Annotated in this window: 14 protein-coding genes; 11 read left to right on the top strand and 3 right to left on the bottom strand. The window is 62.5% G+C overall.

Annotated features, from left to right (window positions below; genetic code table 11):
* Nucleotide 1: 1 nt before the first annotated feature.
* From V8J55_RS00550 to V8J55_RS00525, 6 genes are all read left to right on the top strand, one after another.
* Nucleotides 2-1,231: an acetyl-CoA acetyltransferase gene (locus V8J55_RS00550; protein ID WP_336443907.1), complete on the top strand. Its 1,230-nt coding sequence runs from the start codon at nt 2-4 to the stop codon at nt 1,229-1,231.
* Between the two features lie 2 nt (nt 1,232-1,233).
* Entirely contained in the window at nt 1,234-2,412 is a 1,179-nt protein-coding gene (locus tag V8J55_RS00545; protein WP_336443906.1) for an acetyl-CoA C-acyltransferase, read from the top strand.
* Between the two features lie 820 nt (nt 2,413-3,232).
* Nucleotides 3,233-4,648, top strand: a complete 1,416-nt coding sequence (glpK, locus tag V8J55_RS00540; protein ID WP_336445681.1) for a glycerol kinase GlpK — start codon at nt 3,233-3,235, stop codon at nt 4,646-4,648.
* Entirely contained in the window at nt 4,645-5,097 is a 453-nt protein-coding gene (locus tag V8J55_RS00535) for an AMP-binding protein (protein ID WP_336443905.1), read from the top strand. Before glpK ends, V8J55_RS00535 begins: the two co-directional genes overlap by 4 nt.
* Nucleotides 5,098-5,511: 414 nt before the next feature.
* A complete protein-coding gene (locus V8J55_RS00530) occupies nt 5,512-6,123 on the top strand; it encodes a hypothetical protein (protein WP_336443904.1) in 612 nt (203 codons plus the stop codon).
* Nucleotides 6,120-6,866, top strand: a complete 747-nt coding sequence (locus V8J55_RS00525; protein ID WP_336443903.1) for an HAD-IIB family hydrolase — start codon at nt 6,120-6,122, stop codon at nt 6,864-6,866. The genes V8J55_RS00530 and V8J55_RS00525 overlap by 4 nt, the downstream gene beginning before the upstream one ends.
* Here the strand turns inward: V8J55_RS00525 and V8J55_RS00520 are convergent.
* Nucleotides 6,844-7,485, bottom strand: coding sequence for a hypothetical protein (locus tag V8J55_RS00520; RefSeq protein WP_336443902.1), 642 nt, complete (start codon nt 7,483-7,485; stop codon nt 6,844-6,846). The two genes, V8J55_RS00525 and V8J55_RS00520, sit on opposite strands and share 23 nt — an antisense overlap.
* Between V8J55_RS00520 and V8J55_RS00515 the strand changes: the two genes are divergently transcribed.
* From V8J55_RS00515 to V8J55_RS00500, 4 genes are all read left to right on the top strand, one after another.
* A complete protein-coding gene (locus V8J55_RS00515) occupies nt 7,432-9,333 on the top strand; it encodes a glycosyltransferase (RefSeq protein ID WP_336443900.1) in 1,902 nt (633 codons plus the stop codon). The two genes, V8J55_RS00520 and V8J55_RS00515, sit on opposite strands and share 54 nt — an antisense overlap.
* 7 nt (nt 9,334-9,340) lie before the next feature.
* Nucleotides 9,341-10,624, top strand: coding sequence for a glycoside hydrolase family 130 protein (locus V8J55_RS00510; RefSeq protein WP_237835928.1), 1,284 nt, complete (start codon nt 9,341-9,343; stop codon nt 10,622-10,624).
* A 68-nt stretch (nt 10,625-10,692) separates the two neighbouring features.
* Nucleotides 10,693-12,843 (top strand): catalase, encoded by a 2,151-nt coding sequence (locus V8J55_RS00505; RefSeq protein ID WP_336443899.1) that lies wholly within the window; start codon nt 10,693-10,695, stop codon nt 12,841-12,843.
* A gap of 12 nt (nt 12,844-12,855) precedes the next feature.
* Complete coding sequence (locus V8J55_RS00500; RefSeq protein WP_336443898.1) at nt 12,856-14,088, top strand: NAD(P)/FAD-dependent oxidoreductase; 1,233 nt, start codon at nt 12,856-12,858, stop codon at nt 14,086-14,088.
* Between the two features lie 7 nt (nt 14,089-14,095).
* Here V8J55_RS00500 and V8J55_RS00495 read toward each other — a convergent pair whose 3' ends face one another.
* Both V8J55_RS00495 and V8J55_RS00490 read right to left on the bottom strand, forming a co-directional pair.
* Nucleotides 14,096-14,230, bottom strand: a complete 135-nt coding sequence (locus V8J55_RS00495; RefSeq protein WP_336443897.1) for a hypothetical protein — start codon at nt 14,228-14,230, stop codon at nt 14,096-14,098.
* 410 nt (nt 14,231-14,640) lie between these two features.
* Nucleotides 14,641-14,862, bottom strand: coding sequence for a hypothetical protein (locus tag V8J55_RS00490; protein WP_336443896.1), 222 nt, complete (start codon nt 14,860-14,862; stop codon nt 14,641-14,643).
* A 676-nt stretch (nt 14,863-15,538) separates the two neighbouring features.
* On the opposite strand from V8J55_RS00490, the gene V8J55_RS00485 reads away from it, so the two are divergent.
* A complete protein-coding gene (locus tag V8J55_RS00485) occupies nt 15,539-16,168 on the top strand; it encodes a tyrosine-type recombinase/integrase (protein WP_033073847.1) in 630 nt (209 codons plus the stop codon).
* Nucleotides 16,169-16,204: the final 36 nt, after the last annotated feature.

Below are 16,204 nucleotides of genomic sequence, written 5' to 3'. Positions count from 1 at the left end.
CATGGCGAAAGACGTCTTCATCCTCGGCGGCGCGCAGAGTGATTTCGCGCGCAATCTCGAACGCGAGGGCGGCGGACTGTTCGAGCTGTTCCGCGACGTCGCCGAAGCCGCCTTCGCCGCGACGGGCATCGAGCCCAAAGAGGTCGAAACCGCGCATGTCGGCAATTTCGTCGGTGAGCTGTTCGCGGGCCAAGGCCAGCTCGGCGGCTTCTTCGGCCATGTCCACCCCGACCTCGCGGGCATTCCTGCATCGCGGCACGAGGCGGCCTGCGCGTCGGGCAGCATCGCGATCCTCGCCGCGGCGGCGGAGATCGAGGCCGAACGATACGGTCTCGCGCTCGTCCTCGGCATCGAATTGATGCGCAACGTCCCCGGCCAGCGTGCCGCCGAATATCTCGGCGCCGCCGCCTGGGCCGGCCGCGAAGCGCAGGAGGCGCGCTATCTCTGGCCATATATGTTCGCGCGCGTCGCCGAGGAATATGACGAACGCTTCGGGCTCGACCACGCCCATCTGCGCGGCATTTCGGCGAATAATTTCGCCAATGCCAAGAAGAACCCGAACTCGCAGACGCGCGGCTGGGCGATCACCGATGATCATCTGGCCGAGAATGACGAGGTCAATCCGCTGATCGAAGGCTCGCTTCGCAAGTCCGATTGCGGACAGGTCACCGACGGCGCCGCAGCGATCTTCCTTGCTTCGCGCGAGGTCGCTGAAGCCTATGCGAAACGCCGCGGCATTTCGATCGACAGCATCCCGCGCATCAAGGGCTGGGGCCATGCCACCGCTCCCCTGCTCTATGCAACCAAGGTCGCGGGCAGCCGCGGCGGCGATTATGTTTTCCCCAGCGTGCGCAAGGCGATGATGGACGCGCTCCGCCGCGCGGAGATGCCCGACATCTACGCCTGCGACGGGGTCGAGGTGCATGATTGTTTCTCGATCACCGAATATATGGCGATCGACCATTTCGGCATCACCAAGCCCGGCGAAAGTTGGCGCGCGGTCGAGGATGGCACGATTGCATTGGGCGGGAAGCTGCCCGTCAATCCGTCGGGCGGGCTGATCGGGCTCGGTCATCCGGTCGGCGCGACGGGGGTTCGGATGCTGCTCGACAGCTGGCGACAGGTGACCGGAAACGCGGGCGATTATCAGGTCGAGGGCGCGCGCAATTTTGCGACCTTCAATGTCGGCGGCAGCGCGACGACCGCGGTCAGCTTCGTCGTCGGCGTCTGATTTTGACCAACGTCTATCTCTATGACGCGGTGCGGACACCGCGCGGCAAGGCGCGGCCCGACGGCGGGCTCGCCGCGCTGAGCCCGCAGGAACTGGTGCGTCAGCAGGCGGCGGCGCTCGCGGCGCGCTGCGGCGATGTTGCGGCCAATCCCGATGCGCTGCTCCTCGGCTGCGTCACGCAAAGCGGTGCGCAGGGCGGGCATATAGCGCTGGTATCAAAGCTCCATGCGGGCCTGCCCGACACGACGGCGGCGCACAGCATCAACAATTATTGCGCGTCGGGGCTGTCGGCGATCGGGCAGGCGATCGCAAAGATCGCGAGCGGCGAAGCCACGCGCATCCTCGCGGGCGGGGTCGAGTCGATGAGCCGGAGCCCGTTTCTGGGCGACCGCGCAGCCTATTATGACGACGACAGCCTGCCGGCCCGCGCGCGCTTTGTCCCCCCGGTGCTCGCCGCCGACCGGCTCGCGAACGCCGAAGGCATCACCCGTGCCGCGCTCGACGCGGTTGCTCTCGCCTCGCAGCAAAAGGCCGCAGCGAGCGACGCCGACCCGTTCTTGCAGCATTCACGCATCGCGACCGGCGCGCTGACCGGCGAAGAATGCATCCGCCCGCAAACCACGGCCGAATCGCTCGCCGCCGCGCCGCCTGCCTTCGGCGAATTGCAGCAGCAATATGCCGGCGCGCTCGACGGCGCGACGTTCGAGCCGCTCCACAGCATCGCGCACGCGCCGCCGATCTGCGACGGCGCGGGTCTCGCGCTCGTTGGCGCCGAAGGGCTCGGCATCGCCCCGCGCGCCCGCGTGATCGCCTTTGCCGAAAGCGGCGGCGATCCGGCCGCCTCGCTGACCGCGGGTTTCGCCGCGATGGACAAGGTGCTCGCGCGCGTCGGCTTTGGTCTCGCGGATCTCGACCGGATCGAATTCATGGAGGCCTTTGCCGTCACCATCGCCAAATTCCTCCGCGACCGCGCCGCCGATCCGTCGCGCGTCAATGTTGGCGGCGGGCATCTGGCGAAGGGTCATCCGATGGGCGCCAGCGGCGCGATTCTGACGTCGACGCTGCTCGACGCCCTCGATGCCTGCAACGGGCGTTATGGAATGGTCGTCTTGACGGGGGCTATGGGTGTGGGGGCGGCCATGATCGTGCAACGGCTCGGTGGCGTCCAATTGCGTCAGTGAGGCCGTCGGAAGTGCAGGGCATATCAATGGCCTCCGCGAAGGAAACTATGGCAAAAAATCCTATGATACCAATTGTCATCGTCATTCCCATTCAATTATTTTCATGGGCGTAAGATCTTGAAAATACTGTTGAAAAAAAAATTTCATCCAGAATGACCGTACTACAGCCCGTCAAAAAATTATGTTTTTGAAATAATTAAGAAAAATTTGCGATTTTCGAAAGTCTGGGTTTCGAAGACAATCGGCAGTGTCGGCTGGAACTCATACGCGACAAAGATTGCTTCACGCATTGCTAGTACCGACTCGACCATAGCCAAAAACACCGTACCTTGTCTCATCTAACCCATCCCCGATCCTGGCCACGCGAACGGGCCCGAGTGAGCGCTTTTTCTGGCTCTCCGACGCGTTAGCGCCTCCAGCGGATTGCGGTCTCGCAGCAAAGTGCTCAACCCTGCTCTATGCAAGGTTCAACAACAGGCGCGCGACTATTCAGACGGATTCGGAGCCTTGTGGTGATGAGGTCAAGCTTTATGCGTAGCCGAAATCAGTAAGCGGTGAAAGCGCCGATCACTGCCGTGGCGTTACGCTAGCCGCTTTAGCGGCGATCGCCTGCGCACCGGCGTCGAGCGTTGTCGCACCCCTCGCAGCATAGAGATCGCCTCGAGCGCAACGCGCGCCGATAACCGATCCCCCCTTTAAGATGGCGCCTACGCGGCTCACCCGAGCGTAATGAATCGCTCGAGATGATGATCCTCGTCGCCGAGTTGGTGACCGATCAGGGTGAGCCGCTTCGCATAGTGAGACACCGGCAGTTGAGGCGATCGCGTCGCGCGATCTCGCCCAGCACTATCCGAATCCCGGCTGGGTCGAGCAGGATCCCGAACATATCTGGCAGGGCGCGCTCGGGACGCTGCGCGATATTCTCTCGGCGGACGTTGCCGCCATCGGCATCACCAACCAGCGCGAGACGATCCTGCTTTGGGAGCGCGACACCGGTCGGCCACTGCATAATGCGATCGTCTGGCAGGATCGCCGTACCGCGGATCGCTGCGCAGCGCTGCTCGCGGAGGGTGCCGAGCCGATGGTGCGCCGTAAGACCGGGCTCCTCCTCGATCCCTATTTCTCGGCAACCAAGCTAGCCTGGCTCCTCGATACGATCCCCGGTGCGCGGGCGCGCGCCGAGCGCGGCGAACTGGCCGCCGGCACCGTCGACAGCTTCCTGCTCTGGCGACTGACGGGTGGCCGGGTCCATGCGACCGATGTCACCAATGCATCGCGGACCTTGCTTTACGATATCGCCGAACGCCGATGGGATGAGGAACTGCTGCGCCTGTTCGGCATTCCGGCCGCGCTGCTCCCCGAAGTGCATCCCAACACCCATGTCTTCGGCATGACCGATCCCGCAATCGTCGGGCGTGCGATCCCGATCGCCGGCATGGCGGGCGACCAGCAGGCGGCGCTCATCGGGCAGCGCTGCTTTTCGCCCGGTGAGATCAAGTCGACCTATGGCACCGGCTGCTTCCTGCTCGCCAATATCGGCGCCGAGCCCGTGCTTTCGGACAAGAGGCTGCTGACCACGATCGGCTATGAGATCGGCGGCGACCGCGCTTATGCGATGGAAGGCTCGATCTTCATCGCGGGGGCCGCGATCAAATGGCTGCGCGACCGCATGGGGTTGATCGCGAGCGCCGAAGAGACCGCGCAACTCGCCGCTTCGGTGCCCGCCGATCATGGCGTCCATCTTGTGCCCGCCTTCGTCGGGCTCGGCGCGCCGCACTGGCGCACCGACGTGCGCGCCTCGATCAGCGGCATGACGCTCGATACCGGCGCCGCGCAGATCGCGCGCGCCGCATTGGAGGCCGTCGCCTTCCAGACCTGCGACCTGATCGACGCGATGACCGGCGACCGGATCGCGCCGCGCACGATGATCCGCATCGACGGCGGCATGGCGACCAATGACTGGTTCGCGCAGTTCCTCGCCGACATGATGGGTCTACCGGTCGAGCGTCCCGCCAATCACGAAACGACCGCGCTCGGCGCGGCCTTTCTGGCAGGGCTTACGGTCGGTGTCTGGCCCGACATCGCATCGCTCGACGCGCTTCCTCGTGCCGTGACGCGCTTTTCGCCGGCGATCGAAGCGCAGGATCGAACGCGATCGCTGGGCCAATGGAGGAAGGCCGTCCGACATGCGCTCGCCGCCAGTACGCAAGATGAGGTAGAGGAACTCCCGAGATGACGACCGGCTGGAAAGAGCCTTCACGACTCTGCGATATCGGGCGCACGCAGCCTGGATTTGGCGACAGGATCGCGCTTTCGGAGGGCAATGCGCGGCTGAGCTATGTCGAGCTTGATCGCCAGATTCAGCGCGCGCGCGGCGCCTATGCCGATATGGGATTATCTCCGGGTGATCGGGTCGTTCTGCTCCTTCCCACCTCCATCCAGTTCGTCGTCGCCTATCTCGGCGCGCATCGCGCCGGGCTCGTCGTGATCCCGCTCAATCCCTTGCTCGGTCCCGATGAGATAAAGTTCATCCTCGCATCCATGCGGCCGGCGATCGTGCTTGCGGACGCCGCCGATGCGCCCTTTGACGAAGCGGACGAGCTTCGCCTCGAGGGGACATACTGGACCGATCGGAACTGGATGCGAGGCTATAACACGGCGGGATCGCTCATCCTTCGACGTTAATTGTCCGTGGAGGCTTCTGTCAGGCCGTCCCGGTACATCGATTCTGGATGTCTGCTTGGCTCGGTAACAACCTAGAAACGGACAGTCGCCAAACGGCCAACATGTTTGGGATGACGGCCCCAGCAACATGGGCAAAAGGGCTTCGCTACCGCGAAGCCCTTCCATCCTCTGCGTTCGTGACCAAAGGAAGCCCCACCGACTTTCCGGGTCGCGTGGAAAGTCGCTGCCGGTCGAACGCTAGGCCTATTCCGAAGGAAGTCGAGACATATGATTAGGCTGTCGTCAGTCGGCTACAATTATAAATGTCTGCTCATTGCAATCGGAAACCTGTGACCCCACTTCCATAACATCGCCCGCTTCCACCGCGTGCTGGCGACTGAGAGACCATTGCGCTCCCGCTGAAGGAGCAAAATCATGGACCTCAACCAACTTCTCCACCACCATCAGATGGCGTTGATGGCCGTGAGCCAGGCGCGACGCGATGGGCAGGCGATGCCAAACTTTGACCTGCCGCGCTATTATGCCAAACGGATCAACGAATATCGCGAGCGACGCGGCTTGAGCGGCGATGCCGAGGCTATCGCCGATATCGCTGCATCACCTGCCGACGCCGTTAAAGCGCCAAACGATATGGTCAGTGACGTGCTGATCGCCGAATTGCTCATGGCGAAGGCCTTCGAAAAGGCGACACACCAACATCATGCTGCTGGAAGCGACGGAGCTGACGATCCGGTCGTCGACATTCGCGCCACCCTTCTGGCCGTCGGGCGCGACTTTTATCGCTCTCTGAGCGTGGAGGACGGCCCTCTCGCCGCCGCGATCGATGAAGCTGCGTCACGCTCGGCGTGGGAAGGCGAGGGCGGAGGCCTGCGTCCACCGGGCGACGAGGATGATGGCATCATCCGGACCTATGTCGAACAATTCGCGGTGGGCGACTATCGCTATTCGAACCTTGCCGATGCCAAAGCCGCCGCGCGGCGGCAGCGGGACTCGGCGAGCGACGGGCGCGGAGCGACGCCTGCATGAAACGGCTAATTGCCTTCGATCTTGATGGAACGCTTGCCGAAAGCAAGCAGCCGATGGAACCCGCGATGGGTGAGGCGCTTGCCGATCTCCTCGGCGTGGCAGATGTTGCGGTGATATCCGGTGGCGACTGGCCGCAGTTCGAAAAACAGGTGGCGACGCGCCTTCCGGAGCGCGCGGACCTTTCCCGGCTCTGGCTCATGCCGACCACCGGCACCAAGCTCTATACGTTCGGCTCGGGCGCGTGGCAGGCGCGCTATGCCGAAATCTTTGACGATGCGGAGAAGCGACGCATATTCGAAGCCTTCGATGCGGCGCTACTGGCGACCGGGTTCGTTCCCGAAACGGTCTGGGGCGAACGGATCGAGGATCGCGGGAGTCAGATCACCTTTTCGGCCCTGGGTCAGGAAGCGCCGATCGATGCCAAGGAAAAATGGGATCCGGACTTCGCCAAACGCAAGGTGATTCAGGCCGAGCTTCGCCAACGTCTGCCCGGTCTGTCGATCAACATGGGCGGGGCGACGTCGATCGACATTACCCGTGAGGGCGTCGACAAGGCCTATGGCCTGACGAAGCTAAGCGGCGCCAGCGGTGTCGAACTGGGTGCGATGCTCTTTATCGGCGATGCGATCTTTCCGGGCGGCAATGATTATCCGGCGAAGGCGCTGGGCCTCGATACAATCTCCGTACGCAATCCCGAAGAAACGCTTGGAATCATCGGAATTATCGTCGCATGCCTGAAATGAGAGCGGGGCGTTGCCGTCTGGCGAGCATGACCGGAATTGGCCTGCGATGCTTCTCGCGAGGCGTCGGCCAATTGGAACAAATGCGCCGCTGAGCTGTTCTGTTTTCTGATGCTCCGAGGCCGACTGCAGGCTTCGAAACAAACGACAAAACACTGGGTGAGGCCTTCTGTCGCATCATTTTTTGGAAGGTATGCCTGTGTACGAAACGCTTGACCGTAGATCGTTCGATGAAGGTTTGAAGGCGTGCCAAACGCTTCGGCCAAAAACTTCGGATACTGCCCGGATCGCACTGATCGGTGGTTTCCTTCCGCGGCGCTGCGGCATCGCGACCTTCACCGCCGATATCCACGCGTCGCTTGCAGTGGCCGCGCCGGAGATTGCCGTCGACGTCTATGCGATGGCGCCGGCCGCCGTTCCCACGATATTCGACCCCGTTGTTTGCGGCGTCATAACCGAGGGTGACGCCGGTAGCTTTATCGAGGCGGCGCGGCAAATCGAGGCGAGCTGTGCCGAAATTATATGGCTGCAGCACGAGTTCGGCCTCTTCGGCGGCTTGGCGGGCGATATGATCCTGGAACTGGTGGATCGTGTTTCCGCACCGCTGATCGTCACGCTTCATACGGTGCTCGCCGAACCTGACGCCGATCAGCGCCGCGTGATGGAGCGGTTGATCGCGCGCGCGACGAAGCTGGTCGTCATGTCCGAGCGCTCGCACGATCTGCTGCGAAGCGTCTATCATGCCGACGACGACCAGATCGCCATGATCGCCCATGGTGTCCCCGACCGCCCGTTCGGCCGCGCGTCGCAGTTCAAGCCGCAGTTCGGCTTTGCGGGCAAACAGGTCGCGCTGACCTTCGGTCTTTTGTCGCCGGGCAAGGGGATCGAGGCGGTCATCGAGGCATTGCCCGCGATCATCGAAGATCACCCCGTCTTCCTTTACTGCATCGCTGGCGCGACGCATCCCAATCTGCTGGCGCTTGAAGGCGAGGCCTATCGCGAACGACTCCATGCGCTCGCAGTCTCGCTCGGGGTCGATGCGCATGTCCGCTGGATCAACGCGTTCATGGACACCGACGATCTGCTCGATCTTCTCGAGGCGGCGGACATCTATGTGACGCCTTATACCGGTGCGCAGCAGTCGACGTCGGGCACGCTTTCCTACGCGATGGCGCTGGGCAAGGCCGTGATCTCGACACCCTATGTCCACGCGGTCGAGCTGCTCGCCGACGATCATGGCGTGCTGGTTCCCTTCGACGACAGCGATGCGATCGCGAGCGAAATCCGCTATCTGCTCGGCGATGCCGACCGGCTGCTCACGCTGCAGCGTCGCGCCTATGACCGCAGTCGCGACATGATCTGGCCGGTGTTCGCGGAGCGGACCTGTTCGCTGATCGCGGAAAGCCGCGTCGTGCCGAAAGCTGCGCCTATTCCCGAGCATATCGGTATCGATGGGTTCCTGCGCATTTGCGACGACACCGGCATCCTCCAGCACAGCGTTCATATGGTCCCCGATCGCGCGCACGGCTATTGCGTCGATGACAATGCGCGCGCGCTGATGTTGATGCACAGGCTGGACGACGACGCGCTCGGCAAGTGCGGACAACTGACCCCGGTCTTTGCTGCGTTCGTACTGCATGCCTGGAACCCCGACCGCGGCGAGTTTCGCAACTTCATGGGCTTCGCACGCAACTGGCTCGAGGATGTGGGGTCCGAAGACAGCTGCGGCCGAACCCTTTGGGCGCTCGGCGCGACGGCGCAGGGCGCGCGCGATCCAGGTCTGCGGCAATGGGCGCATGAATTGTTCGAGCGCACCGCGACGTCCGCGCTGGATTTCGAGTCACCGCGCGCGATTGCCTTTGCGATTCTCGGCGCCGACTTCGTGCTCGCGGCACATCCCGAGCATGATCTGGCGGACCGGATATTGCGCAGTGGCGCTGACCGGCTGATCGCGCTCTATCAGGATGCGGCGCGGCCGGACTGGCGATGGTTCGAGCCGGTACTCGCCTATGACAATTGCCGCCTGCCCGAAGCGATGCTGCGCGCGGGCGTACGACTTGAGCGCGCGGATGTTACCGCGTGCGGAGTCGAGACGTTGCGGTGGATCAACGATGCGCAGATTTCGCCTCATGGTCATTATCGCCCCGTCGGGTCCGACAGCTTCGGCCATGCCCATGAGCTGCCGCGGCCATTCGATCAGCAGCCGCTCGAGATTTGGGCCGCGATCGATGCCGCTTCGGCCGCCTATGATGTGACCGGCGACGATATCTGGCTGGCGCACGCGCGGCGCGCTTACGACTGGTTCTCCGGGCGTAACGACCGCGGCGTGATCGTTGGCGATCCGCTGACCGGGAGCAGCAAGGATGGCATTAACCCGCGCGGCCTGAACCTCAACGAAGGGGCGGAGTCGGTTCTTGCTTACCAGCACGCGACTTACGCGATCCGGGATTTTATCCGCAAAGCCGGCTGAGGGGAATATGGTGCATCTGGTACAGGATGAATTGCGGCTCCATGCCGACCCGACGCGCGTCGTCGTGCGGCCCTTTCACCTCGCATGGCAAGCATCGGGTCCCGATCTCGAACGCGTGCAGCGGCTGGCGCGCGAAATCGTGACGCTCGACACGCGCACCGTGCGCGCCGAGCTCAGCGTGGTGCTGCGCGATTTCGCCGATCGGCACTGGCAGATCGAGAAGGTGTTCGAGGATCGATTCGAGCAGATCGAACCCAAACTTGGTCTCGAAGGCCTCACATTGAAGCGCGAGATGCGCCTCTTGATCGGCGCCTATTTCTGTCACGAATATAGCTACGCGGCGGCGGCGCTGATGAACCCCAGCGTCGTTCGTCATCCCGACCAGACCGGGCTGGAGGAAGGCTGCATCCGCATCCTCCTGTCGCTGCGCGCTGTCGGCGAGGGTCATATTTCGACGATCGCCTTTCGCGAGGGAATCATTACCTGCGACCGCGAACTGACGCTGCTGCCGCAGCCCGCCTTCGCTACGGCGGCGATGCTTGGTCCGCACCGCGACGACAAGCCCGACGATGTTGTCTCGCTCTATCGGCAGAAGGACAGCACCCTTTCGGGCACGGTGATCTTCCCGATCACCGAGGCGCAGCGCAACGGGCTCGAGGATCTGCGGCTGCTCGAGTTCGAGCGCGATAGCGGCAAAAGCGAATGGATCGGGACCTACACCGCCTATAGCGGGCGAGACATCCAGTCCGAGCTGCTGCGGACGCGCGATTTCAGGGATTTCACGCTGAGCCCGATCAAGGGAAAGGCGGGACGCAACAAGGGCATGGCGCTGTTCCCACGCAAGATCGACGGGCAATTCTGCATGATCGGTCGGCAGGATGGCAAGAATCTCTATCTGCTGCGCTCGGACACGGTCGATCAGTGGGAGGACGGCGAATTATTGCTGGAGCCTCGCTTTCCATGGGAACTCATCCAGATCGGTAATTGCGGCGCGCCGATCGAGCTTGATGAAGGCTGGCTGGTGCTGACGCATGGGGTCGGCGCGATGCGCAAATACGCGATCGGCGCGGTGCTGCTTGACAAGGCCGATCCGTCGAAGGTGATCGGCCGGACGCCCAATCCGATCCTGTCAGCCGCCGACGAGGACCGCGAAGGCTATGTCCCCAATGTCGTCTACACCTGTGGAGCGATCCGCGTCGGCGACGATATTTTCCTGCCTTATGGTGTGGCGGACAGCTCGGTTTGCTTTGCGTTCGTCGCGATCAAGGAGATTCTGGCCGCCATGGCCTAGCGACACGCAACATAAGGCGAAGCGGCGGATTGTAGGAGTGTCGCCTTCCGCGGCAGAAGGAATGACCGATGCCGAAATCTCCGCCGCCGTCGCCTGCTAATGATCATGCGCTCCGCGAGCACTCGCCCGGCAAAGGCCAGCCCAGAATCGAGGTGAGCCGCGGCAATGGTGACGAGCTGCACCAGAATGCGACATCGAGCGGCAAATCGGCCGACGCTGCGTTCTTGACCGACAATTTCGGTCATCGCATTTCGGACAACCAGAATTCGCTTCGCGCCGGCGAGCGCGGGCCGACGCTGCTCGAGGACTTTGTCCTTCGCGAGAAAATCTTCCACTTCGACCATGAGCGTATTCCAGAGCGGATCGTCCACGCCCGCGGTTCGGGCGCGCATGGTGTGTTCGAATGCACCAAGGCGATCCCCGGGCTGACCAAGGCGTCGATCCTGCAGAAGGAGGGCGCGACTTGTCCGGTCTTCGTCCGCTTCTCGACCGTCGCCGGCGGCGCCGGATCGGTCGACACCCCGCGCGATGTGCGTGGCTTCGCGGTCAAGCTCTACACCGACAGCGGCAATTGGGACCTTGTCGGCAACAATATTCCGGTCTTCTTTATCCAGGACGCGATGAAATTCCCCGACCTTGTTCACAGCGTCAAGATGGAGGCCGACCGCGGTTATCCGCAGGCGGCGAGCGCCCACGACACCTTCTGGGACTTCATCGGGCTGATGCCCGAGGCGATGCACATGATCATGTGGGCGATGTCTGACCGCACGATCCCGCGGAGCCTGCGCATGATCGAGGGTTTCGGCGTCCACACCTTCCGCTTCGTCAACGAAAAGGGCGAAGGCAAATTCGTCAAATTCCACTGGAAACCCGTGCTCGGCATCCAGTCGACGACATGGGACGAGGCGGTCAAGATCGCCGGCGCCGATCCCGATTTCCATCGCCGCGACCTGTTCGAGGCGATCGATGCGGGCGACTTCCCGGCATGGGATCTCGGCGTGCAGGTGTTCGACGAAGCTTTCGCCGAGAAGCAGCCTTATGACGTGCTCGACGCGACCAAGCTGATCCCGGAGGAGGATGTTCCGGTCGAGATCGTCGGCCGCATGACGCTCAACCGCAACGTCGACAATTTCTTTGCCGAGACCGAGCAGGTCGCCTTCCTGCCGTCGAACATCATTCCGGGGATCGATTTCAGCAACGACCCACTCTTGCAGGGCAGGCTCTTCTCTTATCTCGACACGCAGAAATCGCGGCTGGGAACGACCAATTTCCACCAGATCCCGATCAACGCGCCCAAATGCCCGTTCCACAATTTCCAGCGCGACGGGATGATGCAGACGCTCGTGCCGACCGGGCGTGCCAACTACGAACCCAACAGTCTTGCCGAAGCCGGCGAGAATGGTGGTCCGCGCGCGAGCGCCGAAACGGGCTTCTCGACGTTCACGGCCAACGACGAGCGGAACGACCCTGCGCAGAAGCTGCGCATTCGCGCCGAGCTTTTCGCCGATCATTTCAGCCAAGCACGGCTGTTCTATTTGTCGCAGACGGAGAATGAGCAGGCGCATATCGTCTCGGCGTTGGTGTTCGAATTGTCGAAGGTCACGCTCGATCATGTCCGCGCCCGCGTCGTCGGCCAGCTTCGCAACATCGATGAGGATCTTGCGACGCGTGTCGCCATGGGACTCGCCATCGATCTGCCGGCGAAGGAAAAGGCCGCGCGCGCGCCGGTCGATCTCGAAACGTCCGACGCGCTGTCGATCCAGAAGAATGCCGACGATACGATGGAGGGCCGCAAGGTCGCGATCCTCTTTGCCGAAGGATCAGACAAGGCGGCGATCGACAAGCTGAAGGGCGACATCAAAAGCGCCGGCGGCACCGCCTTCCTCGTCGCGCCGAAGGTCGGCGGGATCAAGGTCAAGGGCGGCACGCTCAAGGCCGACGGCCAGCTCGCGGGCTCGCCCTCGGTGCTGTTCGACGCCGTGGCTTCGATACTGACCGAAGAACAGGCCGAAGCGCTGTCGGGGCAGGGCGCGGCGGTCCAGTGGTTCATGGACGCCTATGGCCATTGCAAGACGATCGCGCATGACGAGGCGACGCAGTTGCTGCTCGACAAGGCGGGGGTCGAAAAGGACGGCGGTGTCGTTGCGATCGACAAGTTCGAAAGTGTGGGCACCCGGCGTCATTGGGCACGCGAAGCCAAGGTGCGCGATCTTGCCTGATCGCCTGTCCCGGTGAGCCGCGCATCGGCGACCCATCATCGCGATCTCCGGACCGGCCAGTCGATCTGGTCGGCACGGCGTCGTCCCGCGATCGCTGCGCGGCCGTTGACAAGGGATATCGCGTGCGACGTGGTCGTCGTCGGGGCCGGCGTGTCGGGCGCGCTGATCGCGGAGACGTTGTCGGAAGCGGGGCTCAACATCGTGATCGTCGATCGCCGGGGACCGGCAGAGGGGTCGACTGCGGCGTCGACCGCGATGCTGCAATATGAACTCGACACGCCGCTGACCTTGATGGCCGAGCGGATCGGTCGTGAAAAGGCCGAACGCATCTGGCGGCGATCCCGCCAGTCGGTCGACGCGCTACGCGAACGGACCGAACGGCTGGGCCTTGCGGTCGATGGTGCGACGCGCGGCTCGATCTATCTCGACGGCAATGTGCTCGATGCTGACGGGCTTGCGGTCGAAGCCGACGCCCGGCGGCGTGCGGGCTTCGAGGTGGAATTGCTCAAACCCGCTGCGGTTCAGGAGCGTTACGGGATCAAGGGACGTCACGCGCTGATTGGATTCGGCAATTACTCCGCCGATCCGCGTCGTCTCACTGCAGGTTATCTGAATGTCGCGCTGGCGCGGGGCGCCCGGTTCTACGCGCCCGTCGATATCTGTGACATCGCGCCGACGGGCGAGGGGGTCACCTTGGTATCGGCTCGCGGCCCCCGTATTCGCGCACGCCATGTCGTCATGGCAACGGGATATGAGATGATGAAGGGAATCCCGCGCAAGGGAAACAAGATCATCTCGAGCTGGTCGATCGCGACGCGCCCGCAACCCCGTGCCATCTGGCCGACCGCCGCGATGATATGGGAAGCCGCCGATCCCTACCTCTACATCCGGACGACCCCGCGCGGAGAAATCATCTGCGGCGGCGAGGATGAGGAAATAGGCGATGCGGCTCTCCGCGACGCCAAGCTCCTCGACAAGGCGACGACGCTGTCGCGAAAGCTTGCTGCCCTGCTGCCAGGAGTGGACGCGACGCCCGCCTATAGCTGGGCTGGCAGTTTCGGCGACAGCCCGGTCGGGACACCGACCATCGGCCGCATTCCCGGCATGCCGAATTGCTATGCCGCGATGGGATATGGCGGCAATGGCATCACCTTCTCGATGATGGCCGCGCAGATGCTGCGCGGCCTGATTTGCGGCTATGGCGATCCCGACGCCGATCTGGTCAGCTTCCACCGCAGTTTTTGACGGCGCGTCAGCGGCTGCCCTTCGGCTTGGAGGTCATCTGCACCGCGGAGGCCTCCTGGGCTACAAGCGCGGTCGGTGGCTTCGCCTTGGCGGCTTTGGGTTTGCGAATCTCGCGATTGCTGCGTTTTTGCGATTTGGCCATCTCGGATATCTTTCTTCGGTTTCAGGATGCGCGTGTTCGCGAACGTGCTAGCGAGCCGTTCGCGTCCGCAAACCTGTTGAGGGGAAAATGGGGGCGATGCTGGTAGGGAAGGGCTGTCAGACGCCGAGCTATCCCTTCGATCAGGCGCCCATATCGGTCGATCGCTAAAGGATTTGTCGCGGCGGCGTATCGCACGAGTGCAATCTGCTCGTCTTCGAGCAATTGAATGAGACATATGGTGTGTGCTCCTGCATCAAGCGAGAGCACGGATCGTCCCTCTGTCACGTGGAGCTTGTCCGATTTCAGGTGATGGGATGCTTATAGCACATCCCGATAAATGTGCGGCACGAATACCGATGTTATTCGAGTTCGGCAGAGACGTTCGCACACCGCAGAATCTCGCGCCGGCCTCATGGCCGTTCATGCGTGGCAGGAGGGCGATAGAAGCGGTGACGGAGGACATTGCCATCGATCAGATGATCGCGGAGCCGGAGACGCATTTCCTCGGCGCCGGAGCCGGATGTGCAGACAAGGCGGGTACCGCCCGACTGAAGCGGCTCGATCGCACTGATGCTGACACCTTGCAGAAGGCATAGGCGCTTGACCTCGTCCTCCGGCAGCGAAATGTTCATCGCGCGGCTCATTTGAATCCCGGGCCGCTCGGCCAGCGGCGGATCGCTGCCGCAACCCGTTCATATCCCTCGGGACTCGCGGTCGCGACTGTAAGCGGGCGGCCGCCGAGCGCGTCGTTGTCGGTGTTCAGGAAGGCTAAAGCCGGATTCCGTCCACCCATCGTCGAGAAGGCGAGCTGACTGATGTCTCCCTGACGCCGTGCGTCATCAAGGGGGAATGGACTGCGGCTTTTGCGGAAAAATCGGCTCGATTGCGGTCTCAATCGGACAGGCACGTCCGGGGTGGCCGACTGGGATTGATCTGGACTGGGGGGCATCGGCGCGGCTCCTGCTTGTAAGCGGGAGCACGAGGTCTCTCAGCCGCGGCCGCCTACGATGAACGTGTGCCACGATGACTGTTATATGGGAGCTCCGGCCAAGATTATAAGATGTCGCGCCGATCATCTAACGGATATCGGGAATCTGGGCCTTCAGCGTCTATTCGGTTCCTGCGGAACGTGGTTGCGCCTCGATTGCACGAGCCAGTACGGAGGTCGACCTTTCAAGCGAACGCCAGGCAATACTTGGAGCGTCCGCTAATTTCGTTCCACCGCCCAAAGCTGCCAATACGCAACCGGCCAATCGGCCTGACCCATGCGTTTCCCTTTTTGGCCATTTTGGCTGCAGGAGAATGATCATGGGTAGATCAGAATTCGACTATTTGCCTCCACGACCGGCGTGGAATGCCGGTCGAAAGGTAGGTGCAAAGCGGCCGTTAAAGCCACGGCAGATATGGGCAATTCGCTTCCACTTGGATCGAGAGCACCGGCTTCGAGACCGGGCGCTGTTCGATCTCGCAATCGACAGCAAGTTGCGAGGCTGCGATCTTGTGAAGATCAAGATCGGCGATCTCGTCGCCGGCGGTGAGTTGAGAACGCGGGCAATGGTGATCCAGCAAAAGACCAATCGACCAGTTCAATTCGAAATCATGTCGGATGCTCGCGGAAGCCTCTTGGCATGGCTTGAGCGGCGCGGTGGATCAATCGAGGATTTTGCGTTCCCCAGCCGGGTCGACCACTCTGCTCATATGAGCACGCGTCAATATGCGCGTCTCGTCGATGAATGGGTAACGGCCGTTGGACTTCGAAGCGAAGACTACGGGACGCATTCGTTGCGCAGAACAAAAGCGTCGATCATTTACAAGGCGACCGGGAACTTGCGAGCTGTGCAGATTCTGCTCGGCCACACCAAGATTGAAAATACCGTGCGATACCTCGGCGTTGACGTTGAAGACGCGTTGACGCTGGCAGAAGGCATCGAAGTCTAACCAGCAAATCGCGTATTCTGGAGAGCGAGCGTTCTA

Source organism: Sphingopyxis sp. CCNWLW2 (assembly GCF_037095755.1).
GTDB lineage: Bacteria > Pseudomonadota > Alphaproteobacteria > Sphingomonadales > Sphingomonadaceae > Sphingopyxis.
The sequence above is the reverse complement of the archived record's forward strand: the minus strand, read 5'-3'. Positions and strand labels throughout refer to the sequence as shown.